Source organism: Amycolatopsis sp. NPDC045836, from assembly GCF_056431745.1.
The window spans coordinates 117,255-142,550 of sequence record NZ_JBWKKF010000013.1 but is presented as its reverse complement, the minus strand read 5'-3'; the positions used below and the strand labels follow the sequence as shown (position 1 = coordinate 142,550).

Sequence of the window (25,296 nt, the reverse complement as noted above, 5' to 3'; positions counted from 1 at the left end):
TGTCTTCCGCAGGCGGTTTTCATGCGCTGAGCTGAGGTCTGGACCTCTTAGTGGACTGGGAGCTGCGCGTGGGGAACTTGCGTACGGGTGCGGTGCTGGTGCTCACCGGGCTGCTGGCGGTGCCGCCGGTGGTGGCGGCGGCCGATCCACTGGCCGCGCCACTGGGCCCGGTGCCGGTCGAAGCGGCACCGGCGGCCTCGTCGTCCGGGGAAGCCACCGCCCGCGTCGCCACCGCGGCGCCGGACGACGGCCTGGTCACCGGTTCGGCCACCAGCGAGGTGGCGCCGGGGCTCAGCCTCACCGAGTTCGACCGCTTCGACCCGCTCGGCTGGATCCGGGGTGACACCCTGGAAGTCGACCTCACCACGGGTTCGCTCGAGCCCGCCTACCTCAACCCCGGTTCGGTGAGCGCCCGCGCGCCGCTGTCCGAGCAACTCGCGGAGGCGGGCGCGGTGGCCGGGGTGAACGGCGACTTCTTCGACATCAACGCCACCGGTGCGCCGCTCGGGGTCGGGATCGGCGACGGGCAGCTGCACACCGCTCCCGCGCGGGGCCACAACTTCACCGCGGCGATCACCAGCGAAGGCAAGGCGCGGCTGGCCTCGGTGTTCCTCGACGCCACGATCACCCTGCCCGGCGGTCCGGTGAAGGCCACCAACTTAAACGGCGCGGTGCTGCCGTCGAACGGCATCGGCGTCTACACCCCGTTGTGGGGCAGCGCCTCGCGCCGGACCTCGGTCGCCGGGGCGGCGAAGGTGCTCGAAGTCGAACTGCGGGACGGCGAGGTCGCCCAGCTGCGCCCGCAGCCGGTGGACGGCCCGATCGCCGCGGGCAGCACGATCCTGCTCGCCCGCGACGCCGGGGTCGACGCGCTGGCCGGGCTCGCCGTGGGTGACGCCGTGTCGGTCGCGTACGCACCCCGCAGTGACGCCGGGGAAATCGCGGTCGCGGTCGGCGGGAACAAGGTGCTGCTCGCCGACGGGCAGCTCCAGCCGGTCGACGCGGTGGCCATGCACCCGCGCACGGCGGTCGGCTTCTCCGCCGACGGCAGCCGGATGTGGTTGTCCACAGTGGATGGACGGCAGGCGGACAGCCGCGGCATGACCGAACTGGAACTGGCCAGGCACCTGCGCTCGCTCGGCGCGGACGACGCGATCAACCTCGACGGCGGCGGCTCGTCCACGTTGCTCGCCCGCGAGGAAGGCGACACGGTGGCGTCCGTGCGGAACTCGCCGTCCGACGGCGGTGAGCGCACCGTGCCGAACGGCATCGGTTTCGCCACCGCACCCGGCAGCGGCAGGCTGACCGGGTTCGCGCCGCACCCCGAACAGGAGACCGAAGACGCCGATCGCGTGCTGCCCGGCCTGTCACGCCGCCTGGTCGCGGGTGCGCACGACGAATCCGGTGCCGCGGTGCCGGTGAAGCCGATCTGGCGGAGTTCACGCGGCATCGTGCGGGACGGTGTTTTCCGGGCCACCCCGGGCGAACGCACCACGGTCGAGGTGGAGGCGAGCCACCGCGGCACCCGCGGCAGCACCGAGCTGACCGTGCTCGGCGCCCCGGTCCGGCTGGGCACCAGCACCGAGCAGGTGGCCCTTTCCGGCGCCGGTGCGTCCGGGGAGTTCCAGGTCTACGGCTACGACGCCGACGGCTACGGCACCTGGCTCGAACCCGCCGACGTGCAGCTGGAGTTCGACCCCGCGGTGGTCGAGGTGGCACCGGCCGGCGACCGGTTCGCGGTGACCGCCCTGGTGCCCGCCGGGGCCACCGTGGTGACCGCGAAGGCGGCCGGGCTGGTCACGCACTTCGCCGTCTCGGTGGGCAGCGAGCCGCGTGCACTGTCGCCTTTGGACGGTCCGGCCGGCTGGACGGCCTCGGTGCACCCGGCCGTGGCCGGCGCGGCGCTGGGCGAGGCCGGGGGCCGCGACGGCGGCCGGGGCCTGGCGCTGGACTACCGCCTCACCGGCACCACCGCGACGCGTGCCGCCTACGTCAACGCGAGCACGCCGTTCTCCCTGCCCGCGGGCACGCAGAAGGTCGGCCTGTGGGTCAACGGTGACGGCAAGGGCGCCTGGCTGCGCGCCGAACTGCGGGACGCGTCGAACGTGGCGTCCATCGTGGACCTGACGCTGGCGGTGGACTGGACCGGCTGGCGCTACGTCGAGGGCAGCCTGCCCGCCGGGCTGCCCGCCGGCCAGCGGCTGACCCGGTTCTACGCCGTGGAGAACGTGCCGGACCAGCAGTACGAGGGCAGGCTGGTGTTCGACGACCTGACGCTCGAGGTGGCGCCGTCCGCCGAGGTGCCCGGCGACCCGGCCGACCGCGATCCCGCCGTGCTCACCGACGGCTCGATCGGGAACGGCGGGCTGAAGGTGGCCGTGGTCAGCGACGCGCAGTTCACCGCCGACGCACCGGCCGGGCCGCTGGTCGCGCAGGCCCGCCGCACGCTGCGGGAGGCGGTGGCGGCGAAGCCGGACGTGGTGGTGATCAACGGCGACTTCGTCGACCGCGGCCTGGCCGCCGACTTCGACCTGGCCAGGACGATCATCACCGAGGAACTGGACGGGCGGGTGCCCTGGTACTACGTGCCGGGCAACCACGAGGCCGACGGCGGCAAGGGCCTGACCGAGTTCCAGGCCGAATTCGGGGCCCCGCACCGGGTCGCGGACCTGAACGGGGTGCGGCTGGTGCTGCTCGACTCCTCCCGCGGCAGCCTGCGCGCCGGGGGCTTCGACCAGGTGCGGATGCTGCGGGAAGCGCTCGACGGCGCGGAAACCGACGCCGCGGTCCGCGGGGTCGTGGTGGCCATGCACCACCCGACGCGGGACCCGAGCCCGACCGGCAACTCCCAGCTCGCCGACGGCAAGGAAGCCGACCTGCTGCGCACCTGGCTGACCGCCTTCGAAGAGCGTTCCGGCAAGCCCGCCGCGGCGATCGCCTCGCACGCGGGGGTGTTCGGCGTGTCCCGGGTGGACGGTGTGCCGTTCCTGATCAACGGCAACGCGGGCAAGGCACCCGCCGCGGCCCCCGGCGACGGCGGCTTCACCGGCTGGACCCTGCTGCGCCTCGGAGCCGACGACGTGGAGATCCAGACCCGGCCGCACGTCGACGCGCTGGAGCTGACCGCGCCCGCGTCGCTGGGGGTCGGCAGCCAGGCGGCCGTTTTCGGTACGGTGGACCAGGGTGGCCGGGCCGTTCCGGTGGCCTACCCGGTGAGCGCCGACTGGATCGGCGGCACCGGCACCCACGTCGGCAGCGGGCCCGCCGGCGCCGCGGTCGCGTCGTTCGACCCGGCCACGGGCCTGCTCACCGGGCTGCGCCCGGGGTCGGCGGAACTGACGCTGGAGGTCAACGGGGTGCGCCGCACGGTGACCGTCCCGGTGACCCGGTGACCCGGTGACCTTTGGGGGGCGCATGGCCGTCGAACTCGTGCCGATGACCGAGGAGGAGTTCGCGGCCTACCGCGCGCACGTGATCCTGGCCTTCGCCGAGGCGAAGGTGAAGGCCGGGAACTGGCCGGCGGACGGCGCGCGGCAGCGGTCCGAAGAGCTGCACGAGGAGCTGCTGCCCGCCGGCCTGGCGAACTCGGCCAACCACGTCTGCACCGCGCGGGACGGCGGGCGCGTGGTCGGCACGCTGTGGTTCGCCGAGCGCGACGGGGAAAGCGGGCGCGTGGCCTACCTCTACAACATCGAGGTCGCCGGTGACCAGCGCGGGAAGGGGTACGGCAAGGCGATGATGGCCGCGCTCGAAGCCGAGGTGGCCGGACTGGGGCTGGACACCGTCCAGCTCCACGTCTTCGGCGACAACGGCACCGCGCGGGCGCTCTACCGCGGCGCCGGGTACACCGAGACCAACGTGGTGATGAGCAAGCACCTGCGATAAGCGCTCGAAAACTGTCGGTGCCGCGTGGCACAGTGCGTGGGTGGGAGAAAGCACTTTCGACGGGCCGATGGTCCAAGCCAAGGCGCTGGTCAAGCGCTTCGGCGAGTTCGAGGCCGTCCGGGGGATCGACGTCGAGGTCCGGCGCGGGGAGGCGTTCGGCTTCCTCGGGCCGAACGGGGCGGGCAAGTCCTCCACCATGCGGATGATCGCGAGCGTCTCCCCGCGCTCGGACGGTGAGCTGAAGGTGCTCGGCCTCGACCCGGACGCCGAGGGCCCGCGCATCCGCGCGCGGATCGGCGTGGTGCCGCAACTGGACAATCTGGACGTCGAGCTCACCGTCCGGCAGAACCTGCAGGTCTACGGCCGCTACTTCGGGCTCTCCCGCGCGCACGTGCGGAAGAAGGCGGTCGAGCTGATGGAGTTCGCGCAGCTGACCGAAAAGGCCGACGGTGAGGTCGAAGCGCTCTCCGGCGGCATGAAGCGGCGGCTGACCATCGCCCGCTCGCTGGTCAACGACCCCGAACTGCTGCTGCTCGACGAGCCGACCACCGGGCTCGACCCGCAGGCCAGGCACCTGCTGTGGGATCGGCTGTTCCGGCTGAAGTCGCAGGGCGTCACGCTGATCATCACCACCCACTACATGGACGAAGCCGAGCAGCTGTGCGATCGGCTGGTGGTGATGGACGGCGGCCGGATCGCCGCCGAGGGCTCACCCGCCGAGCTGATCGCCCGCCACTCCACCCGTGAGGTGCTCGAGCTGCGGTTCGCGCCGGGGGAGCAGTCGGCCGCGGTGCCCGAGGTCTCCTCGCTCGCCGAGCGGATCGAGGTGCTGCCGGACCGGCTGCTGCTCTACACCTCCGCCGGGGAGGCCGCGCTGGAGCAGGCGCACGCCCGCGGGGTGCGGCCGCTGTCCAGCCTGGTCCGCCGCAGCACCCTGGAGGACGTGTTCCTCCGGCTCACCGGCCGGACGCTGGTGGACTGATGAACCAGGTGGTGTCCACCGGGCGCGTGGTGGGTCCGTGGCGCGGGGCGGCGCTGCGCGTGGAGGGCTATTGGCTGTGGTACCGCCGGTACTGGCGGTCCAATCTGTACTCCACCGGGTTGCAGCCGCTGTTCTTCCTGGCCGCGATGGGGCTGGGCTTCGGCTCGCAGGTGCAGCCGGGCGCGGCCACCGGCGGCCTGTCCTACCTGCACTACGTGGCGCCGGCGCTGCTGGTGTCGGCGTCGATGATGCTCGGCGTCGGCGAGTCGACCTACCCGGTGCTGTCCGGGTTCAAGTGGCAGAAGGACTACCTCGCGGTCACCGCCACGCCGATCTCGCCGGGTCAGGTGCTCGGCGGGCACCTGCTCTGGGTGGCGCTGCGGCTGACGCTGGCCGGGGTGGTCTACGCGGTGATGGCGCTGCTGCTGGACGGCTGGCTGAACGCCGGGGCGGTGCTGGTCGTGGTGGTCGGCGTGGCCACCGGGCTGGCCTGCGCGGCGCCGGTGGCCGCGTTCGCCGCCAGCACCCACGACGAGGGCACCCGGTTCGCCGCGTTGTTCCGCTTCGTGGTGATGCCGATGACCCTGTTCGCCGGCACGTTCTTCCCGATCGACCAGATCCCGCTGGCGCTGCGGTGGCTGGCGTGGATCTCGCCGCTGTGGCACGGCACCGAACTGGCGCGCGGGGTCACCCTCGGCACGCTGGGCCCGGTGGCCTTCGTGGCGCACGCGGCCTTCCTGGTCGTCCTGTTCGGCGCCGGGTTCGCGGTGGCGCGGCGGGCCTTCTACCGACGGCTGGTGGTGTGAGTGCACGAGTCCGCTGCTCCCAAGGGCCTGCTGCTGCGGGTGCTGCCGCCGTCGCTGTACGCGGGCCGGGCGCGGTTCCTGCTCGAACGCTCGGTGCTGGTGTACTCGCGGGCGTGGCTGGTGTTCGCCTCCGGGGCGCTGGAGCCGCTGTTCTACCTGCTGGCCTTCCAGGTCGGCTTCGGCAAGCTGGTCGGGGAGGTGACCGGGCCGGGCGGGCAGACGCTGAGCTACCTCGCCTTCGTCGCCCCGGGCCTGCTCGCCGCGTCGGCGATGAACGGCGCCGTGTTCGACTCCACCTACAACGTCTTCTTCCGCTTCCGGTACGGCAAGCTGTACGACGCCATGCTGGCCACCCCGGTCGGCCCGGTGGACATCGCGCTGGGTGAGATCGGCTTCGCCGTGGTGCGCGGTGCCCTGTACTCCACCGCCTTCGTCGGCGTGATGGGCGCCATGGGGCTGCTCACCTCGCCGTGGGCCGTGCTGCTGCTACCGGCGGCCGTGCTGGTCTCCCTCGCCTTCGCCGCCGTCGGCATGGGCTGCGCCACGTTCCTGCGCTCCACCAGCCAGTTCGACTACATACAGCTGGTGCTGATGCCGATGTTCCTGTTCTCCACCACGTTCTACCCGCTGACCGTGTACCCGGAGGCCCTGCAGTTCGTCGTCAGCTGCCTACCGCTCTACCACGGCATCGAACTCATGCGCGCCCTCGCCACCGGCTTCGTCGACTGGTCCCTGCTGGGCCACCTGGCCTACCTGCTCACCATGGCGTGCGGTGGCCTCTACCTGGCCACACGCCGCCTCCACACCCTCCTCCTGAGCTGACGCCCGCGTCCTCGCACCACACATCGGCGCACCCGGACGGCCAAGCGGCCGGCCTCACCCAGGACTCAGCCCGTCACCGCAGCCTCAGCACTCACCAAGCCGTGCCCGTAGAACCCGTTGAACGCCCCATACCCAGCGCAATAGGCGTCCTGCGTCCCATCGCCGGTCAAGTCGTAGTCAGCCGGGCAGTCCTTCGAGACCGCCTGCGACTCCAGCGCCCGGCGCAGTTGCCGCGGCCCCCACCCCGGATGCTCCGAAGCCAGCAAAGCCGCCACCCCCGCCACGTGCGGAGCCGCCATCGAGGTGCCGCACAGCGGGGCGTAACCACCGGGGACCGTCGACAGCACGCACTTCCCCGTCTCGCCCCCGGGCGCCGCCAGGTCGATCACGCCCAGCCCGTACGAGCTGTACCCCGCCTTGACCCCGTCCGCCCCCACCGACGAAACCGCCACCACGTCCCGCAACCCGGCGGGCAGGGCCACGCAACCCCCGCGCCCCGGCTTCCCGCTGCGCGGTGACGGCACCAGGTTGACCGCCTCGTTCGTCGCCGCCGCCACGTTCAGGGTGCCCCGGCTGTCCACGTACTCGACCGTCCTGGCCAGCGCCTCCTGCAGCACCCGGTCACCCGGCGTGCACGAAAGCGACCACGGGTTCACGAAAAAGCTGCTGTTCGTCACGGCGATGTCGTGGTCCGCCGCCCACAGCAGCCCGCACACCGCGGCCTCCGGGTCGACGTACCCGCGGTCGTCGATGACCTTGATCGAGGCGATCCGCACCCCGGGCGCCACCCCGGTGATCCCGTGGCCGTCGTCCGCCGCGGCGATCGTGCCCGCCACGTGCGTGCCGTGGGTGGACGTGGTCGGCAGCCAGGCCCGCTCGTCCAGGTCCGGGGCGCCGGCCAGGCAGCTCACCGACTTCTCCGGGGCCACCGCCGCCGCCAGGTCGGGGTGCGCGGCGTCGATCCCGCTGTCCAGCACGCCGACGACCACCTCCGGACTGCCCGGCTGCACCCGGTTCGCCCGGTCGGCGCCGATCGCGCGCATGTCCCACTGCTCGGCGGTCCGGTCCGCACGCGGTACCGCCGCCGGATCGGTGGGGGTCACCTCGGTCCTCGTCCCGGTGGAGCGGGGAGCCTTGGCGCTCCGCTCGCGCTGGGCGCTGAACGCCCGGCCCGGGCCCAGCCGGTCGGCGAACCCGGGGTCGGCGGAGGTGGCCACCCCGATCGCGACCTGGGGGTAGAACACCGTGCTGCGCCCGCAGGCGCCTTCGACCTCGGCCGCGGCTTCGCCGGCCGAGGTGCCGCGGTCGAACAACACGACGTAGCGCAGGGTGCGGGCACCCGGGGAGCAGTCCGGCTCGGCCATCGCCGGAACCGGGAGCAGTGCCTGGCCGGACAGCACGAGCACCGCCCCCGCGAGCACCGTGCTCGCACGCAACCGCACGAGAACCTCCATCTCGGTGCGAAACGATCAGCTACAGCGGACCCCGAGCCGCACGTTAACCACCGCTCCCACCCCGGACAAGCGGAGCGCCGAAGTTCGCCCGGCTGGTGGGCCCGAAAGTGGTAGTGGCCGTTTTCACACTACCTGGTGTGTCGCGGGTCCCGGCGCTCTTCAGCGGGCTGTAACCCGATGAGCCGGTACCGAGTACGCGGTATCCGCCCCGGTGTGTGGGATACTCGGGGCGGCTGCTGGGCCGGAGCCACCACGCGTCGCGCGGAGGTCACCGGCGCGGTGGCCCGGTGACCTGCTGAACGAACCAAGTCGTCGCCGCCTCCACCGGCGGCTAGACGAGCTGGGAAGAGGGCGCGAGCTCGCCCGGTCGGCGCGTCGCCGAGCAGACTGCCGAGGACGGGCGGCCGGGCGGGTCCGGCGCCGTCGGAGACAGCAAGGATTCCCGCCGTCGGTGCCCACCACGGCGGAACAGCACAGGAAGGGGCCCCTGCGCGGCCGCGTCCTTCCAGCCGTTCGAGGCTGGCAGACGCGCCCGGGGGCGGAGGAGATATATGTCGAACGCGGACACACCCGCCGAGCACACCGGCGGGAATCCCGCCACACCTGCGACCGCATCGGAGAACGGCCCGCTGGCCGGCCTGCCCGCCCGGATCCGGGTGCACGCACTGGCCAAGCTGCTCGGCTCGAGCAGCCGCGAAGTGCTCAAGCAGCTGGCCGAGCTGGGGGTGAGCGCCCGCAGCGCCCAGTCCAGCGTGCCCAAGGAGGTCGCGCTCCAGGTCGCCGAGTCGCTCGGGGTCACCGGCGAGGAGGGCGAGGAGGCCGCCACCGAGCCGGTGGCCGAAGCACCCACCACGGTCGACGCCGCGCCCGCGCCGGAACCCGAGGCCGCGCCGGAGCCGGAGGCCGAACCCGAACCGGCCCGCCCGGCCGTGCACGTGCCGCTGTTCGCCGCGCCGTCGCCGGTGTTCCTGCCGCCGGAGCCCGCCGCGGCCCCGGTCAAGCGCGCCCCGGAACCCGAGCCCGAGCAGGCCGAGACCGAAGAGGACGCCGCCGACGCCGCCCTCGGCGAGGACGACGACGAGGCCGGTGGCCGCCGTCGCCGCCGCCGGGGTCGCCGCGGCCGTGGTCGTGGCAAGGGCGACCTCGGTGAGGCCAGGGACGAGAACGACACCGACGAGCCGGACACCAAGCCGCAGAAGGCCAAGGCGGAGGACGCCCCGGCCGAGCAGGCCGCCGAGCCCAAGGACGCCGAAGGCGACGAAGCCGCAGGCACTGACGAGACCGACGCCGACAGCGCCGACGAGAGCAGCCGTTCGCGGCGCCGTCGCCGCCGTCGCCGCAAGGCCAGCGGCGAAGAGGACGGCGAGAACGCCGCCAGCGCCGACGACCCGCCCAACACCGTCGTGCACGTCCGCCAGAGCAAGGCGGACAAGGACAAGGACCGGGGCGACTCCGGCGACAAGCCCGCCAAGGACGAGGTGCGCAGCGTGCGCGGCTCGACCCGGCTGGAGGCCAAGCGCCAGCGCCGCCGCGACGGCCGTGAAGCGGGCCGCCGCCGGGCGCCGATCCTGTCCGAGGCGGAGTTCCTCGCCCGCCGCGAAGCCGTCGAGCGCACCATGGTGGTGGCCGAGAAGGGCGACGCCACGCAGATCGGCGTGCTGGAGGACGGCGTGCTGGTCGAGCACTTCGTCACCTCGTCCGGCAGCGGCTCCATCGTCGGCAACGTCTACCTGGGCCGCGTGCAGAACGTGCTGCCGAGCATGGAGGCCGCGTTCATCGACATCGGCCGCGGCCGCAACGCCGTGCTCTACGCCGGTGAGGTCGACTGGGACGCCGCCGGGCTGGAGGGCAAGGCCCGCAAGATCGAGCAGGCGCTGTCCACCGGTGACAGCGTGCTGGTGCAGGTCACCAAGGACCCGGTCGGGCACAAGGGCGCCCGGCTGACCACGCAGATCTCGCTGCCCGGCCGCTTCCTGGTCTACGTGCCGGCCGGTGGCGCCACCGGCATCTCGCGCAAGCTGCCGGAGAACGAGCGCCGCCGCCTCAAGGACATCCTCAAGCGGATCGTGCCGGAGGACGCCGGCGTGATCATCCGCACCGCCTCGGAGGGCATCGCCGAGGAGGAGCTGGACCGCGACGTGCGCCGCCTGAAGGCGCAGTGGGACGTGATCAAGGAGAAGGCCGACGCGGGCAAGGGCAAGAAGTCCGGCGCGCCGACCCTGCTCTACGAAGAGCCGGACCTGCTGGTCAAGGTGGTCCGCGACCTGTTCACCGAGGACTTCGCGAAGCTGGAGGTCCAGGGCGCCACGGCGTGGGAGACCATCCAGGGCTACGTCGGGCACGTCGCGCCCGACCTGGCCGACCGGCTCAAGCGCTACACCGGCAACGGCGACGTGTTCGCCGAGTACCGGATCGACGAGCAGATCACCAAGGCGCTCGACCGCAAGGTGTGGCTGCCGTCGGGTGGTTACCTGGTGATCGACCGCACCGAGGCGATGACCGTCATCGACGTCAACACCGGCAAGTTCACCGGCTCCGGCGGCAACCTCGAGGAGACGGTGACCAGGAACAACCTGGAGTCGGCCGAGGAGATCGTGCGCCAGCTGCGGCTGCGCGACATCGGCGGCATCATCGTCATCGACTTCATCGACATGGTGCTGGAGTCCAACCGCGAGCTGGTGCTGCGGCGGCTGACCGAATGCCTCGGCCGCGACCGCACCCGGCACCAGGTCGCCGAGGTGACCTCGCTGGGCCTGGTGCAGATGACCAGGAAGAAGGTCGGGACCGGGCTGCTGGAGGCGTTCTCCACCACCTGTGAGCACTGCAAGGGCCGGGGTGTGCTGGTCTCCACCGACCAGCCGAAGAACGGTTCCGGCAACGGCGGCCACAGCCACAGCCACGGCGGTGGTGGTGGCGGCAACGGCGGCGGGCACGGTTCGTCGCGGCGCTCGCGCGGGCGGAACAAGACCGAAGAACCGCCGGTGGAGGCCCCGCCGAAGGCCGCCGAAGCCCCGGCGCCGACGCCGGAGCAGCGGGAGTCGGTGGTCAGCGCGGTGCAGGCGATGGCGAACGCCTCGAAGTCGGCGAAGACCGGCGAGGGTGAAGACGCCGAGGGCGCGGAAGCCGCTCCCGCGCTGAACGGCCGCACCCCGGAAGCGAAGGCCGACGAGCCGGAGAAGGCGGGCGCACAGGCGGAGAAGGCCGAGCCGGTGAAGGCCGGTACGGCCGGTCAGCCGGAGGGCGCCCAGAAACCCACGCGGAGGGAACGCCGCGAGGCCCAGCAGGCGGAGAAGGCCGCCCAGGCGGAGAAGTCGGAGCCGGTCAAGGCCGGAACCGCCGGGCAGCCCGAAGCGGCCCAGAAGCCCTCGCACGCTGAGCAGCCGGACCAGCAGCGTCCCGCGCAGGCCGAGCAGGAGCCCACGGGGCAGGCCGGGCGGCAGCTTGAGCAGGCCGAGTCGCCCGCTCAGCAGCAGCCCGCGCAGCGGCAGGCCGAATCGCCCGCGCAGGCTGAGCAGCCCGTTCAGCCGAAGGCCGAGCGACCCGTGCAGGCCGAGCAGCCCGCGCAGCAGCGGCCCGAGCAGGCGGGCAAGGCGCAGCAGGGCGAAGAGGCCCAGGAAGTGCCCGCCGAATCGCCCGCCGCGGCGGCTCAGCAGGCCGAGTCCGTCAAGCAGGCTGAGCCCGCCCAGCAGGCCGAGCCAGCCCAGCAGGCGGAGGACGTGCCCGAAGTGGACGTGCCCGCCCCCGCGGCCAAGACGACCCGGCGGCGCGCCCGCCGGGTGGCCTCCCGGCCGGCGGGTCCGCCGGTCACGGCCAACGAGAACAGCTAGAGACAGGGTTAGGCCACCCCGGTTGCCCCCGGCTCCGGGGTGGCACGTAACCTGTAAGACGGCCCGCTCGTAGCGGCAGGCCAGCATTGTGCGCCCACCAGCACGCGGTAGCCCGCGGGCGGCGCGCACAGCCCCCACCCTATTGTCGAGTTTGCAGGAGACATCCGTGTCGGCGTACGCGATCGTCAAGACCGGCGGCAAGCAGTACAAGGTGGCCGTCGGCGACGTCGTCGAGGTCGAGAAGCTCGAGGGCGAGCCGGGCACCGAACTCACCTTCCCCGCCGTGCTGTACGTGGACGGCGGCGAAATCACCACGGACGCCGATGCGCTCGCGAAGGTCTCGGTCACCGGCAAGGTCGTCGAGCAGACCAAGGGTCCCAAGATCCGCATCCACAAGTTCAAGAACAAGACCGGCTACCACAAGCGGCAGGGTCACCGGCAGAAGCTGACCCGCCTCGAAGTCACCGGCATCACCAAGTAAGGGGTTCAGGCAGCCATGGCACACAAGAAGGGCGCGTCCAGCTCCCGCAACGGTCGTGACTCGAACCCGCAGTACCTCGGCGTCAAGCGGTTCGGTGGCCAGGTCGTCAAGGCGGGCGAGATCCTGATCCGCCAGCGCGGCACCAAGTTCCACCCGGGCGTGAACGTCGGCCGCGGCGGGGACGACACCCTGTTCGCGCTGGAGGCCGGCTCGGTCGAGTTCGGTTCCAAGCGCGGCCGCAAGACGGTCAACATCGTGCCGGCCGAGGTCTAGGCCCCGGCTCGAGCGAAACACCACCGGGCGGTGTGGTCTGCGGAACACGCGGACCACACCGCCCGTTCGCATGTAGCAGTTCTTCCTGGAGAGGCAATCCATGGCGTCCCGGTTCGTCGACCGCGCGGTGATCCACCTGGCCGCGGGCAACGGAGGGAACGGCTGCGCCTCGGTGCACCGTGAGAAGTTCAAGCCACTCGGCGGTCCCGACGGCGGCAACGGCGGCAACGGCGGCGACGTGCTGCTGATCGTCGACCCCAACGTGCACACCCTGCTCGACTTCCACTTCCGCCCGCACGCGCGGGCGGGCAACGGCAAGATCGGGCAGGGCGGCAACCGGTCCGGCGCCGCCGGCGAGACGCTGGAGCTGCGCGTGCCGGACGGCACCGTGGTGCTGACCGAGAAGGGCGAGGTGCTCGCCGACCTGATCGGCCCCGGCACCACCTTCGTCGCGGCGCAGGGCGGCCGGGGCGGGCTCGGCAACGCCGCGCTGGCGTCCAAGGCCCGCAAGGCACCGGGGTTCGCCTTGCTCGGCGAGCCGGGTGAGGCCCGCGACCTGGTGCTGGAGCTGCGCTCGGTGGCCGACGTCGGCCTGCTCGGCTTCCCCTCGGCAGGCAAGTCCTCGCTGATCTCGGTGCTCTCGGCGGCCAAGCCGAAGATCGCCGACTACCCGTTCACCACGCTGGTGCCGAACCTCGGCGTGGTCACCGCGGGCGAAACCGTGTTCACCATGGCCGACGTGCCGGGCCTGATCCCCGGCGCCAGCCAGGGCAAGGGCCTCGGCCTGGACTTCCTGCGGCACATCGAGCGCTGCGCGGTGCTGGTGCACGTGGTCGACTGCGCCACCTACGAACCCGGCCGCGACCCGGTGTCCGATGTGGACGCCCTGGAGGCCGAACTGGCCCGCTACACCCCGAGCCTCGGCGGCGACCTCGCCGACCGGCCGCGCGTGGTGGTGCTGAACAAGGTGGACGTGCCGGATGCGGCCGACATCGCCGAACTGGTGCGCCCCGAGTTCGAAAAGCGCGGGCTGGAGGTCTTCGAGATCTCCACGGTGTCGCGCAAGGGCCTGCGGGAGCTGACCTACGCGCTCGGCGCGGTGGTCGAGCGCTACCGCGCCGAGCAGCCGGCGCCGGAGGCGGAGAAGGTGGTGCTCAAACCGCTGGCGGTGGACGACAGCGGGTTCACCGTCGAGCCCGATCCCGAGGAAGAGGGCGCGTTCGTGGTGCGCGGCACCCGCCCGGAGCGCTGGATCCGGCAGACGAACTTCAGCAACGACGAAGCCGTCGGTTATCTCGCCGACCGGCTGAACCGCCTCGGCGTCGAAGAGGAACTGGCTCGCAAGGGCGCGGTTCCGGGCAGCCAGGTCACCATCGGCGACATCTCCTTCGAGTGGCAGCCGTCCACGCCGGGGGTGGCCGTGCACCTGTCCGGCCGCGGCACCGACGTGCGGCTCGAAGCCACGGACCGGGTCAGCGCCGCCGAGCGCAAGGAAGCCCGGCGCATCCGGCGTGACGGCCCGGACGAGGAGTCCGACGGTGAGTGAGACGCGGCGGGCGGTTTCGAACGCCCGGCGGCTGGTGGTCAAGGTCGGTTCCTCGGCGTTGACCACCGCGGGTGACGGCCTCGACGTACGCAGGCTGGACGCGCTGGTCGACGCGATCGCCGCGCGCATCGGCGCGGGCAGCCAGATCGTGCTGGTGTCCTCCGGCGCGATCGGCGCCGGGCTCGCCCCGCTGTCGCTGGCCAAGCGCCCCCGTGACCTCGCCTCGCAGCAGGCCGCGGCGAGCGTGGGCCAGCTGGCGCTCGCGCACGCGTACGGCGAGTCGTTCGGCCGGTACCGGCTGACCGTCGGCCAGGTGCTGCTCACCTCCGACGACGTGGTCCGCCGCGCGCACTACCGCAACGCGCAGCGCACCTTTTCCCGGCTGCTCGCGCTCGGTGCCGTTCCGGTGGTCAACGAGAACGACACGGTGGCCACCGAGGAGATCAAGTTCGGCGACAACGACCGGCTGGCGGCGCTGGTGGCGCACCTGGTCGCCGCCGACGCGCTGGTGCTGCTGTCCGATGTGGATGGACTGTACGACGGTGATCCGCGGTCCGGCGCGACCCGGCGGATCGAGGAGGTGACCGGGGAGGCCGACGTCGAAGGCATCTCGGTCGGCATGTCGAGCTCGGGGCTGGGCACCGGCGGCATGGTTTCGAAACTGGCTGCCGCGCGGACCGCTGCCGCGGCGGGCATCCCGGTGCTGCTCGCGGGGGCCGCGCAGGCCGCCGACGCGCTGAGCGAGGCGAAGGTGGGCACGGCGTTCGCCGCCGCGGACAGCCGCCTGTCCGCCCGGCGCTTCTGGCTCGGTTACGCCACCGACGCCCGCGGGCGCCTGCACCTCGACGACGGCGCGGTGGCCGCGGTGGTGCGGCGGCGCCGGTCGCTGCTCGCCGCGGGCATCACCGGGGTCGACGGTGACTTCGACGCCGGGGACGTGGTGGACCTGGTCGATCCGGCGCAGCGCGTGGTCGCGCGCGGGGTGGTCGCCTTCGACGCGGCGGAACTGCCGGAGCTGATCGGCCGGTCGAGCCACGACCTGCCCGCCGAGCAGCGGCGCGAGGTCGTGCACGCCGACGACCTGGTGCCGTTCGGCCGCTGACCGCCTCAGGCGAGACGGGCGATCGCGGCGGCCAGCAGCGCGGCCAGGATCGGCGGCTCGGTGCTGCGCGCCAGGTAGGCGGCCAGGCTCGGTTGCACGCCGACGGCCGGTTGCTCGGCGGAGATCCGGGAGTACTCGCCGACGAGCCGGTCGAGTTCGTCTTCGAGCAGCCCGGCCGCGGCCTTCAGCTCACGCTCGGTGGGTGGGTCGCTGGGGTGGTTCACGGCTGCCTCTCGCCAGTTGGTCGTACTACCTCAGACGTGTACCAGGCCGGGGCGTTCCCCGGTGCGGGTCGTTTTGTCCACAGTGAAAACGGGATCACCGCCGGAGGTAGGCGAGCACGGCCAGGACCCGGCGGTTGGTGTCCTCGGCGGGCGGCAGGTCCAGTTTGGTGAGGATGTTGCCGACGTGCTTGGCGACGGCCGCCTCCGAAACGACCAGGCGCCGCGCGATCTCGGTGTTGGAGTGGCCTTCGGCGACCAGTGCCAGCACCTCGGTTTCGCGGGCGGACAGCCGGTCCAGCGGGTCGCGCCGCCGGCTGAGCAGCTGCCGCACCACCTGCGGGTCCACCACCGTGCCGCCGTCCACCACCTGCCGCAGCGCGGTGGCGAACTCCTCGACGTCGACGACGCGGTCCTTGAGCAGGTAACCCACCCCGCGGCCGTCGCCGGAGTCGAGCAGTTCGGCGGCGCCGCTGCGCTCGACGTACTGGCTCAGCGCGAGCACCGCCAGCCCGGGGTGCGCGCGGCGCAGTTCCACCGCGGCCCGCAGGCCCTCGTCGGTGAAGTCCGGCGGCATGCGGATGTCGGTGACCACCAGGTCGGGCCGGTGCTCGTCGACCGCCCGCGCCAGTGCGGCGGCGTCGCCGACGGCCGCCACCACGTCGAAGCCGAACCGGGCGAGCAGCCCGGCGAGCCCCTCCCGCAGCAGGACGCCGTCTTCGGCCAGCACTACCCGGACAGCGGACAAGGCAACTCCACGCGCACGACGGTCGGCCCACCGGCCGGACTGGACAGCACCATTCTGCCGTCCAGCACCGCGACCCGGTCGGCCAAGCCGGTCAGCCCGGTGCCGCGGCCCGGGTCGGCCCCGCCGTGCCCGTCGTCGGTGATCTCCAGCAGCAGCGTGCCGCGGTCGAGGCGCAGGTCGATCGCCACCGCGGTGGCCCCGCTGTGCTTGGCGGCGTTGGCCAGCGCCTCGGAGGCGACGAAGTAGGCGGTGCCCTCCACCGCGCCGGGCAACCGGCCGGTCAGTGCACTGTGGACGGTGACGGGGACGGCCGAGCGGTCGGCGAGTTCACCCAGCGCGGCGGGCAGACCGCGTTCGGTGAGCACCTGCGGGCGGATGCCGTGGATGAACTCGCGCAACTCGGCCATCAGCGCCTTGGCTTCGCTGTGCGCTTCGGCGAGCTGGGCCGCGGCGGGGGAGTCCGGCGGCAGGTCGAGGCGAGCCAGGCCGAGCCGCAGGGTCAGCCCGACCAGCCGCTGCTGGGCGCCGTCGTGCAGGTCGCGCTCGATGCGCCGCCGTTCGGCCTCGAAGGCGTCGACCAGCCGGGCCCGCGACCGCGACACCTCGACCAGCTGGTCCCCCTGGAGCAGGGTCCTGGCCAGCACGCCGTGCAGTCCGGCGACCAGCGTGCCCAGGTAGCAGAGCGCGACCAGCAGCACGAGCCCGGCGAGCGAGCCCCAGACCGCCTCCGCGGTGGTGCTGATGGTCAGGAAACCGACCGACACCGCGCCGCCGCCGAGCAGCAGCGGGCTCGCCAGCAGCGAGCCCGCCAGCACGGCGAACACCAGCACCGCCACACCGGCCGCGGGCACCACCGTGGCCAGCAGCAGCGCGTAACCGAGTTCCCGCCAGGTCGCCGCTTCGGTGTACCGCGTGCGCACCCACGGCGCGAGGCCGGGAGCCGGCGGCCGCCGGTGTCCCGAGGTGACCGGGCGCGGGTCGACCAGCCGCAGGCGCCGCCGTTCCCACTCCGCGAGCGGCAGCGCGACCAGCGGGCCGCCGAGGCCGAAACCGAGGGCGCCGAGCGCCAGCAGGGCCGCCGACCCCGGTGAGTCCGAACTGGACTCCAGCGCCAGCACCAGCCAGGGCAGGCAGAGCAGGCTGAACGCCCCGGCGGCGACGGCGGCCGTGGCCAGCGAGCTGAGCAGGTGCGCCGCCGCGCGCCACGGCCAGCGGCTGAGCAGGAAGCCGCGTGCGCTGAGGGCGTCGAGCGCGGTCATGGTTCCCGACCCTAGCCGGTAGACCTGGCTATACCCCCGGTTCGGGCGCTGGCGGTAGTGCCGGGACCGGGCTCACCCGGGTTTGCTGACCGGGTGGGTGCGGAAGCCGGGATACGCGTGTTGCCAGCGATCGAGCTGTGGGAGGTGACCAGGGAGTACGGCGAGCGGCAGGCCCGCGTGCGGGCGCTCGACCGGGTCAGCATCGGCTTCCCGCCGGGCACCTGGACCGCGGTGATGGGGCCGTCCGGCTCGGGCAAGTCCACCCTGCTGCACTGCGCGGCCGGGCTGGACCGGGTCGACGGCGGGCGGGTGCTGCTGCTGGGCAACGACATCACGCTCGCCCCGGACAGCGCGCTCACCGCGTTGCGCCGCAGTTCCATCGGCTTCGTCTTCCAGAGCTTCAACCTGCTCGGCGCGCTGACCGCCGAGCAGAACGTCGCGCTGCCGTTGCGCCTGGCCGGGGCCAGGGTGCCGAAGGAGGAGGTGCGTGCGGTGCTGGCGTCGGTCGGCCTCGGTGACCGGGCCAGGCACCGGCCGCGGGAGCTGTCGGGCGGGCAGCAGCAGCGGGTGGCGATCGCCCGCGCGATGGTGACCCGGCCGGCGGTGCTCTTCGCCGACGAGCCGACCGGGGCACTGGACTCGAAGTCGGCGCGCGGGGTGCTGCACCTGATCCGCGGCATGGTCGACCGGTCGCGGCAGACCGTGGTGATGGTCACCCACGACCCGGTGGCCGCCGCGGCCGCCGACACGGTGGTGTTCCTGTCCGACGGCCGGATCGTCGACCAGTTGCCGCGGCCCACCGCGCGGCAGGTGGCCGACCGGCTCGCGAGCCTGGAGGCGTGATGCTGCGGCTTTCGGTGCGCACGGCCGGGGACAAGCGCGCACTGCTCGGGGGTGCGCTGGTCACCGTGGCGCTCGGGGTGGCGCTGGTGCAGTCGTCGCTGCTGGTGATGGGGTCGACGGCCGGGGGGCGGATCCCGGAGGGGCTCGACGCGGCCACCGCGGATCGCGTGCGGGCCGGGTTCGAGGGCGCGGCCACGTTGATGGGCATGACCGTGCTGATGGCGGGGTTCCTCGGGTTCTTCATCATCGGCTCGGCGTTCTCGTTCACCGTGGCGCAGCGGCGGCGGGAACTGGCGTTGCTGCGGCTGGTCGGCGGTGGTCGCGGGCAGCTGTACCGGCTGCTGGTCGCCGAAGCGCTGGTGCTGGGGGTGGCGGGCACCGGGCTCGGGGTGCCGCTCGGGGTGGTGGCGACCTGGCCGCAGTCGTGGTTGCTGGAGGCGCTCGGCCTGGTGCCGGCCGGGTTCGAGGCGGGGTGGGATCCGCGGGTGCTGTGGGTGTCGGGGTTCGTCGGCATCGGGGTGTCACTGCTCGGCGTGCTCGGCGCCGCCCGCCGCGCGGCCCGGGTCCGGCCACTGGAAGCGTTGCGGGACAGCGGTTCCGTGCACCGGGTGATGACCGTCGGCCGCTGGCTGACCGGGTTGTCCATGGTGGCCTTCTGCGCCGGGCTGGTGGTGCTCGCGCAGCGCGTCGACCTGGCCGGGGCGCTGGCGATGTCCATGCTGGTGGCGATCGTCGGCGCGGCCGGGCTGAGCGTGCTGAGCCCGCTGGTGGTGCCCCTGGCCGGGCGGGTGCTCGGGGTGCTGCTGCGTTCGACGGTGCTGGGGACGATCGCCGAGGCGAACCTGCGGGACGGGGTGCGCCGCAGCGCATCGACCGCGGCACCGCTGATCGTGCTGACGGGGCTGGTGCTCGGCCTGTCGGGCACGGTGGCGTCGCTGACCGAGCTGAGCGAGCAGGAGCAGCAGCGCACCACGGTGGGTGATCTGGTGGTCGAGTCGACCGGCGCCGAAGCCGATCGGATCGCCGCGATCCCCGGTGTGGCCGGGGTTTCGGTGGAGGTGTCGGTGCCCGTCCGCATCCAGGCCGAGCTGCGGGAGGTGGGCTGGTCGCGCACCGAGAACTACTACGACGGGCTGACCGTGATCGACCCGGCCGCCTACCGCGAGGCGCACCTGATCCAGCCGCGCGCGGGGGACCTGGCCGAGTTGCACGGCGACACCATCGCGGTCGGGCCCGCGCTGGTCGGCGAGGGCATCCGGCTCGGGGACACGGTGCGCGCGGTGTTCCCGGAGGGGGAGCGGCAGTTGCGCGTGGTGGCGGTGATGCCGGAAACCGTCGCGGAGGGCGCCACCTTCCTGCTGCCGCGGGACGCCGTGCCCGCCGGGATCGTTGCCGAGTCACCCGCGATCTCCGTGGTGCGGCTGGCGCCGGGAGCCGGTCCGGCCACGGTGGACGTCGGCCGGGTGTCCACGATGGCCGATTGGATCGCGGCGGACGTGGCGAAGCAGAACGAGGACAACACCGCCTTCCTCGCCGCGCTGATGGGTCTTTCCGGGCTGTACGCGGCGGTCGCCGTGGTCAACGCGGTGGTGATGGCCGGGGCCGAGCGCGGGGTCGAGTTCGCCGCGGCCAGGGTGACCGGGCTGACCCGCCGCCAGGTGGTGTGGATGGCGCTGGCCGAGGCGTGGACGGTCACCGCGATCGGGCTCGCCCTCGGCTGCGTCAGCCTGGCCGGCGTGCTGGCCGGCCTGCCGGTGGCCGCGGTGCCGTGGCGGTTGCTGGGCCTGCTCGCCGCCGGGGCGTTCACCGCGGTCGGCGTGACCTGCGTGTGCACCACGCTGCTGGCGACGCGGCCGTCACCGGTTTCGCTGGTGGCCGCGCGCGAGTGACCCGTTGCGCCGCGCCGGCTCAGCGCAGTTCGCTGCCCTTGGTCTCGGGCAGCCGCAGGATCACCAGGAAGGCGACCGCGGCGCCGGCGGCCACGTAGATGAAGAACAGGTTCGGCTGCCCGATCGTGGCCAGCCAGCTGATCAGCAGCGGCGCGGTGCCGCCGAAGACCGCGACGGTCAGGTTGTACCAGGCCCCGATGCCCAGCGCCCGCAACTCGGTCGGGAACAGCTCGGACATGATCGCCGGCGCGATCGAGGTCATCGCGGTGTAGAGCCCGAGGCCGACGCAGAACACCACCAGCAGGTTGCCGAAACCCGGTCGCACCAGCGAGGACAACGGGATGATCAGCACCGCGGTGGCCGCCGACCACACCAGCAGCTGCGGTTTGCGGCCGTAGCGGTCGGCCAGCGCCCCCATCGGGTACTGCAGCACGACGAACAACGCGGTGGCGATCGACAGCGCCAGGAACACCTCGGTGTCGTCGGCCTTGCGGGTCTTCACCGCGAACGGGGTCAGGGCGCTGAAGAAGGTGTAGTAGCAGAGCGTGGAGAGCATGGTGAAGCCGATCAGCCTGCCCACCGACTTCGGGTGCTCGCGCAGGGTGGTGCGCAGCGGGTGCGCCACCCGGCGCGCGGTCGACTTGTTCTCCTCGAACTGCTCGGTCTCGGCGAGGCTGCGCCGCAGCCACAGCCCGATCAGCCCCAGCACCCCGCCGAGCAGGAACGGGATCCGCCAGCCCCAGGAGTTGAGGTCCTCCTTGGTCAGCGTCTCGGCGAGCAGGTAACCGAGCACCGAGGCGAGCAGCACCGCGGTGCCGGTGGAGATGTAGAAGAACGAGGAGTACCGGCCGCGGCGCGGAGCCGGGGCGATCTCGCCGAGGTAGGCCGAGGCGTTGGAGACCTCACCGCCGAGGGAGAGGCCCTGCGCCACCCTGGCCGCCAGCAGCAGGATCGGCGCGAGCCAGCCGACCTGCTCGTAGGTGGGCAGCACGCCGATCACCACCGAACCACCCGCCATCAGCACGATGGTCAGGATCATCGCCGGTTTGCGGCCCCGGAGGTCGGCGAACCGGCCGAGCAGGTAACCGCCCAGCGGCCGGAAGAAGAACGCCAGCGCGTAGGTGGCGAAGGTGTTCACCTGCGACAGTTCGCCGGGGAAGAAGGCGGTGGCGAAGTAGATGCTGAAGGTGGCGTAGATGGTCCAGTCGAACCATTCGAGCGCGTTGCCCACGCTCGCCGCGAACAGCTTCCTGACCGGGAGGCGGTGCTGCACCTGCGGGCTCGACTCGACCATGGGTGACCTCCGTGCTCGGTCCGGTTGAAGTGGGACCCTGCCACACGGATGGGTGAGTTGGAAGGTCTCCGTTCCGGCGTGGACTCAGTTCCTGTGCTTCTGGTAGTACCGCGCCACCCGCGCCCGGTTGCCGCAGAGCGCCGGTGAGCACCACCGGCGGCGGGGGTGCGCCGGCACGAACAGCAGGCGGCAGTCGGCTGCTTCGCACTGCGTGACCCGGGTGATCGACTCCCCGGCGAGCAACTCGGCGGCGGCTTCGGCGAGTTCGGCGGCGAGCCGGGCGGTGCCACCGCCGGTCCGCCGCACGCGGGCCACCACCCGGTCGCCCGCCCACTCCGGTTCCCGGTATGCGGGAGCCGCTCGCTGCGCCTCGGTGATCGCGCGCAAGGCGGCGGCCGGTGGGCGCCTGCCGTGACGCGCCTCCTCGATGGCCGTGGTGATCGGGGCGCGGATCGCCTTGATCGCCGCGAGCGCGGATTCGGTGGCGGGGAGCGCGGTCAGCCTGCCGTCCTGGGCTTCGAGCCAGGACGCGAGCGCGTCGGTGGTCGGCAGCAGGTCACCGGCTTCGACCTGGGTGTTGACCAGGTCCAGCGCCAAGGGCTCGCCCAGCAGGGGAAACATGTCCTAATGCTACACCACTGGGTTGACCCATTAGTTCGACATGGGTTATACCTAATGCCTCTTCGAGCTTTGGAGGCATGTGAAATGGAGATCGTCCAGCTGCGGCACGAGTTCGCCGACGTCGACGGGGTCCGGGTGTTCTACCGGTCGGCGGGGCCGGCGGACGCGCCCGTGCTGCTCCTGCTGCACGGCTTCCCGTCGGCGTCGCACCAGTACCGGCGGCTGATGGAGGTGCTCGGCACGCGGTACCGGCTGATCGCGCCGGACCTGCCCGGCTTCGGGCACACCGAGGTGCCCGCCGGCTTCACCCACACCTTCGACCGGCTCGCCGAAATCGTCGAAGGCTTCTGCGAAGCGCTGGGGCTGAACCGGTTCGCGATGTACGTGTTCGACTACGGCGCACCGGTCGGCTTCCGGATGGCCGTCCGGCACCCGGACTGGATCACCGGGCTCGTGGTGCAGAACGGCAACGCCTACGAGGAAGGGCTCACCGAACTGGCGCGCGGGTTCATCGGCACCCGCCGAGAAGACGTGAGCCCCATCCGGGAAGTGCTCACCCCGGCGGCGACGCGCGGGCAGTACGAGGGCGGCACCGGCGACCCGTCGGTCGTCGCGCCCGACGGCTGGGTCCTCGACCAGTACTTCCTCGACCTACCGGGCCGCCAGGAGGTCCAGATCGATCTGGCACTGGACTATCGGTCCAATGTGGAGCGTTATCCCGAGTGGCAGGCGTACCTGCGGCAGCACCGGCCGCCGGCGCTGGTCGTCTGGGGCGCGAACGACCCCTTCTTCGGACCGGACGGCGCGAAGGCGTACCTGCGTGACCTGCCGGACGCGCGGCTGCACCTGTTCGACACGGGGCACTTCGCCCTGGAGGAGAAGCTGCCCGAGATCGCCCCGCTGATCGACGAGTTCCTGTCGGCTCAGGAGGTGCTCGCCAGCGCGAAGGGCAGCACGGCGGGCGCACCCGCCTGACGCAGCAGCCGGGCGGCGATCGCCATCGTCCAGCCGGTGTCGGCCACGTCGTCGACCAGCAGCACCGGCCCGGGCAACCCGGCCACCGCCTCGGCCAGCTCCGGCGGCAGCGACAACCGGCGCCACAGGTCGGCCACCCGCTGGGCGCTGTTCGCCCGGCGCGGCCGCTCGCCGTCGGCGGCGAGCGCGCCGAGGTGGTCGAGCCTGCCGATGCGCGCGATGCGCTGGGCGAAGTCACGCACGAGCACCGGACGGCTGCTCGACGGCAGCGACACCACCGCGACCGGGCGCTCGGCCCAGTCCCAGGCGGCCAGCACCTGCACGCACGCCTGGAACACCGACTCCGGCACCTCACCGTCGGCACCGTCGGCACCGTCGTCGGCCGAGTCGCCGACCAGCTCACGCAAGCGATTGCCCCAGCCGATGTCGGTCAGCCTGCCGAGCGCGCGGCCGGGTTCGGCCTGCTCACCGGCGGCGATCCGGCCGGACACCTTGACGCCCAGCCCGGCCATCCCGGTCGGCCACTGCTTCCGCGGCGCCAGCTCCACCCCGGGCCGCCGCAGGTCCCGCGCGGTCCGGTCCACCACGGCCGCCGACACCTCGGTGGAGGGGTGCTCGCCGGTGCAGTTGTCGCAGCGGCCGCACGGCGCGGCGTGCGGGTCGTCGAGCTGGGCGAGCAGGAACTCCATCCGGCAGCCGGTGGTGTTCTGGTAGTCGAGCATCGCCTGCTGCTCGGCGTCGCGCGCCTCGCTGACCCGCTCGTAGCGCCGGGCGTCGTACTCCCACGGCTGCCCGGTGCTCTCCCAGCCACCGCGCACCCGGCGGACCGCGCCGTCGACGTCGAGCACCTTGAGCACCATCTCCAGCCGGGTGCGCGACAGCTCCACCTTCGGCTCCAGCGCGGCGGTCGACAGTGGACGGCCGGCGGCGGCCAGCGCGTCGAGCAACTCGTCGACCACCCGCTTGCCGGGAAAGGCCAGCGAGCCGAAGTAGCGCCAGATCGCCATGTCCTCGTGGCCGGGCAGCAGCACCACCTCGGCCCGGCGCACCCCGCGCCCGGCGCGGCCGACCTGCTGGTAGTAGGCGATCGGCGAGGACGGCGCGCCGACGTGCACGACGAACCCGAGGTCCGGCTTGTCGAAGCCCATGCCCAGCGCCGACGTGGCCACCAGCGCCTTGACCCGGTTGGCCAGCAGGTCGTCCTCGGCGGCCTGGCGCTCGGCCGGATCGGTCTTGCCGGTGTAGGCGGCGACCGGGAAGCCGTGCTCACCGAGCAGCCTGGCCACGTCGTGCGCCCCGGCCACGGTGAGCGCGTAGATGATGCCGGAACCGGGCAGCTCACCGAGCCGCTCGGCCAGCCAGGCCAGCCGGGCCTCGGCGGTCGGCAGGCGGACCACGGACAGGTGCAGGCTCTCGCGGTCGAGCGGGCCGCGCAGCACCAGCGCGTCCCCGGAGCCGACGCCGAGCTGCTCGGCCACGTCGGTGACCACCCGGTCGTTCGCCGTCGCCGTGGTCGCCAGCACGGGCACGCCGTCGGGCAGTTCGCCGAGCAGGGTCCGCAGGCGGCGGTAGTCGGGGCGGAAGTCGTGGCCCCAGTCGGAGATGCAGTGCGCCTCGTCGACCACCAGCAACCCGGCGGTGGCGGTCAGCTTGGGCAGCACGTTGTCGCGGAAGTCCGGGTTGTTCAGCCGTTCGGGGCTGACCAGCAGCACGTCGGTGCGCCCGGCGGCGATGTCGGCCTGCACCTGGTCCCAGTCCTGCTGGTTGGCCGAGTTCATGGTGGCCGCGTGGATGCCCGCCCTGGCGGCCGCGGCGATCTGGTTGCGCATCAGCGCCAGCAGCGGCGAGACGATCACCGTCGGGCCCGCGCCCTGCGCCCGGAGCAGGGCGGTGGCCAGGAAGTACACCGCCGACTTGCCCCACCCCGTGCGCTGCACGACGAGCGCGCGCCGCCGCTGGGCGACCAGCGCCTCGATGGCCGTCCACTGGTCTTCGCGCAGCACGGCGTGCTCGCCGGCGAGCGCGCGGAGCAGCTCGTCGGCGCGGGAGCGCAGGGTCGTGGCGTTCACGCCCCCACCTCTACCCCATGGCACCGACAAGTTCACCGGCGGCACCCCCCGGGTCGCCGGAGCGGGGGGGGGGGGGGGGGGGGGGGGGGGGGGGGGGGGGAGGGGGCGGGGGGGGGGGGGGGGGGGGGGGGGGGGTAGGGGGGGGGGGGGGGGGGGGTGGGGGGGGGGGGGGGGGGGGGGAAGCGCACACAAAAAACAC

Annotated in this window: 20 protein-coding genes; 13 read left to right on the top strand and 7 right to left on the bottom strand. The window is 73.0% G+C overall.

The window, feature by feature from the left end; all coding sequences use genetic code 11:
- Nucleotides 1–77: 77 nt before the first annotated feature.
- The 5 genes from AC07EG_RS24935 (at nucleotide 78) to AC07EG_RS24915 (ending at nucleotide 6,495) form a co-directional block, all read left to right on the top strand.
- On the top strand, nucleotides 78–3,392 hold the full coding sequence (locus tag AC07EG_RS24935) for a phosphodiester glycosidase family protein (protein ID WP_478255708.1): 3,315 nt from the start codon (nucleotides 78–80) through the stop codon (nucleotides 3,390–3,392).
- 22 nt (nucleotides 3,393–3,414) lie between these two features.
- Complete coding sequence (locus AC07EG_RS24930; RefSeq protein WP_478255585.1) at nucleotides 3,415–3,885, top strand: N-acetyltransferase family protein; 471 nt, start codon at nucleotides 3,415–3,417, stop codon at nucleotides 3,883–3,885.
- A 67-nt stretch (nucleotides 3,886–3,952) separates the two neighbouring features.
- Nucleotides 3,953–4,867, top strand: a complete 915-nt coding sequence (locus AC07EG_RS24925) for an ABC transporter ATP-binding protein (RefSeq protein ID WP_478255707.1) — start codon at nucleotides 3,953–3,955, stop codon at nucleotides 4,865–4,867.
- Nucleotides 4,867–5,673 carry an ABC transporter permease gene (locus AC07EG_RS24920; protein WP_478255584.1) on the top strand — a complete coding sequence of 269 codons (807 nt, stop codon included), beginning with the start codon at nucleotides 4,867–4,869 and terminating at the stop codon, nucleotides 5,671–5,673. Before AC07EG_RS24925 ends, AC07EG_RS24920 begins: the two co-directional genes overlap by 1 nt.
- Entirely contained in the window at nucleotides 5,674–6,495 is an 822-nt protein-coding gene (locus AC07EG_RS24915; RefSeq protein WP_478255583.1) for an ABC transporter permease, read from the top strand.
- A 65-nt stretch (nucleotides 6,496–6,560) separates the two neighbouring features.
- Here AC07EG_RS24915 and AC07EG_RS24910 read toward each other — a convergent pair whose 3' ends face one another.
- Nucleotides 6,561–7,949 carry a S8 family peptidase gene (locus AC07EG_RS24910; protein ID WP_478255582.1) on the bottom strand — a complete coding sequence of 463 codons (1,389 nt, stop codon included), beginning with the start codon at nucleotides 7,947–7,949 and terminating at the stop codon, nucleotides 6,561–6,563.
- Nucleotides 7,950–8,500: 551 nt separating this feature from the next.
- On the opposite strand from AC07EG_RS24910, the gene AC07EG_RS24905 reads away from it, so the two are divergent.
- The 5 genes from AC07EG_RS24905 (at nucleotide 8,501) to proB (ending at nucleotide 15,178) form a co-directional block, all read left to right on the top strand.
- Nucleotides 8,501–11,776, top strand: coding sequence for a translation initiation factor IF-2 N-terminal domain-containing protein (locus AC07EG_RS24905; protein ID WP_478255581.1), 3,276 nt, complete (start codon nucleotides 8,501–8,503; stop codon nucleotides 11,774–11,776).
- A gap of 166 nt (nucleotides 11,777–11,942) precedes the next feature.
- Complete coding sequence (rplU, locus tag AC07EG_RS24900; RefSeq protein ID WP_478255580.1) at nucleotides 11,943–12,257, top strand: 50S ribosomal protein L21; 315 nt, start codon at nucleotides 11,943–11,945, stop codon at nucleotides 12,255–12,257.
- Between the two features lie 15 nt (nucleotides 12,258–12,272).
- On the top strand, nucleotides 12,273–12,530 hold the full coding sequence (gene rpmA, locus AC07EG_RS24895) for a 50S ribosomal protein L27 (RefSeq protein WP_478255579.1): 258 nt from the start codon (nucleotides 12,273–12,275) through the stop codon (nucleotides 12,528–12,530).
- Nucleotides 12,531–12,630: 100 nt separating this feature from the next.
- Nucleotides 12,631–14,076 (top strand): GTPase ObgE, encoded by a 1,446-nt coding sequence (gene obgE / locus AC07EG_RS24890; RefSeq protein WP_478255578.1) that lies wholly within the window; start codon nucleotides 12,631–12,633, stop codon nucleotides 14,074–14,076.
- A complete protein-coding gene (gene proB / locus AC07EG_RS24885) occupies nucleotides 14,069–15,178 on the top strand; it encodes a glutamate 5-kinase (protein WP_478255577.1) in 1,110 nt (369 codons plus the stop codon). The genes obgE and proB overlap by 8 nt, the downstream gene beginning before the upstream one ends.
- Before the next feature lie 5 nt (nucleotides 15,179–15,183).
- On the opposite strand, the gene AC07EG_RS24880 is transcribed toward proB, so the two are convergent.
- The 3 genes from AC07EG_RS24880 to AC07EG_RS24870 form a co-directional block, all read right to left on the bottom strand.
- Nucleotides 15,184–15,402, bottom strand: coding sequence for a hypothetical protein (locus AC07EG_RS24880; RefSeq protein WP_478255576.1), 219 nt, complete (start codon nucleotides 15,400–15,402; stop codon nucleotides 15,184–15,186).
- A gap of 94 nt (nucleotides 15,403–15,496) precedes the next feature.
- Entirely contained in the window at nucleotides 15,497–16,147 is a 651-nt protein-coding gene (locus AC07EG_RS24875) for a response regulator (RefSeq protein ID WP_478255575.1), read from the bottom strand.
- Nucleotides 16,129–17,406 (bottom strand): sensor histidine kinase, encoded by a 1,278-nt coding sequence (locus AC07EG_RS24870; protein ID WP_478255574.1) that lies wholly within the window; start codon nucleotides 17,404–17,406, stop codon nucleotides 16,129–16,131. Before AC07EG_RS24870 ends, AC07EG_RS24875 begins: the two co-directional genes overlap by 19 nt.
- Before the next feature lie 111 nt (nucleotides 17,407–17,517).
- Between AC07EG_RS24870 and AC07EG_RS24865 the strand changes: the two genes are divergently transcribed.
- Together AC07EG_RS24865 and AC07EG_RS24860 are read left to right on the top strand one after the other, a co-directional pair.
- Nucleotides 17,518–18,249 (top strand): ABC transporter ATP-binding protein, encoded by a 732-nt coding sequence (locus AC07EG_RS24865; protein WP_478255706.1) that lies wholly within the window; start codon nucleotides 17,518–17,520, stop codon nucleotides 18,247–18,249.
- The gene (locus AC07EG_RS24860; protein ID WP_478255573.1) at nucleotides 18,249–20,138 is read left to right on the top strand and encodes an FtsX-like permease family protein; all 1,890 of its coding nucleotides are present in this window, start codon (nucleotides 18,249–18,251) and stop codon (nucleotides 20,136–20,138) included. Before AC07EG_RS24865 ends, AC07EG_RS24860 begins: the two co-directional genes overlap by 1 nt.
- Before the next feature lie 19 nt (nucleotides 20,139–20,157).
- Here AC07EG_RS24860 and AC07EG_RS24855 read toward each other — a convergent pair whose 3' ends face one another.
- Together AC07EG_RS24855 and AC07EG_RS24850 are read right to left on the bottom strand one after the other, a co-directional pair.
- Nucleotides 20,158–21,432: an MFS transporter gene (locus tag AC07EG_RS24855; protein ID WP_478255572.1), complete on the bottom strand. Its 1,275-nt coding sequence runs from the start codon at nucleotides 21,430–21,432 to the stop codon at nucleotides 20,158–20,160.
- An 84-nt stretch (nucleotides 21,433–21,516) separates the two neighbouring features.
- On the bottom strand, nucleotides 21,517–22,053 hold the full coding sequence (locus tag AC07EG_RS24850; protein WP_478255571.1) for a CGNR zinc finger domain-containing protein: 537 nt from the start codon (nucleotides 22,051–22,053) through the stop codon (nucleotides 21,517–21,519).
- Nucleotides 22,054–22,137: 84 nt separating this feature from the next.
- On the opposite strand from AC07EG_RS24850, the gene AC07EG_RS24845 reads away from it, so the two are divergent.
- Nucleotides 22,138–23,028, top strand: coding sequence for an alpha/beta fold hydrolase (locus AC07EG_RS24845; protein ID WP_478255570.1), 891 nt, complete (start codon nucleotides 22,138–22,140; stop codon nucleotides 23,026–23,028).
- Here AC07EG_RS24845 and AC07EG_RS24840 read toward each other — a convergent pair.
- Entirely contained in the window at nucleotides 22,977–25,097 is a 2,121-nt protein-coding gene (locus tag AC07EG_RS24840) for a RecQ family ATP-dependent DNA helicase (RefSeq protein WP_478255569.1), read from the bottom strand. The genes AC07EG_RS24845 and AC07EG_RS24840 overlap by 52 nt on opposite strands.
- Nucleotides 25,098–25,296: the final 199 nt, after the last annotated feature.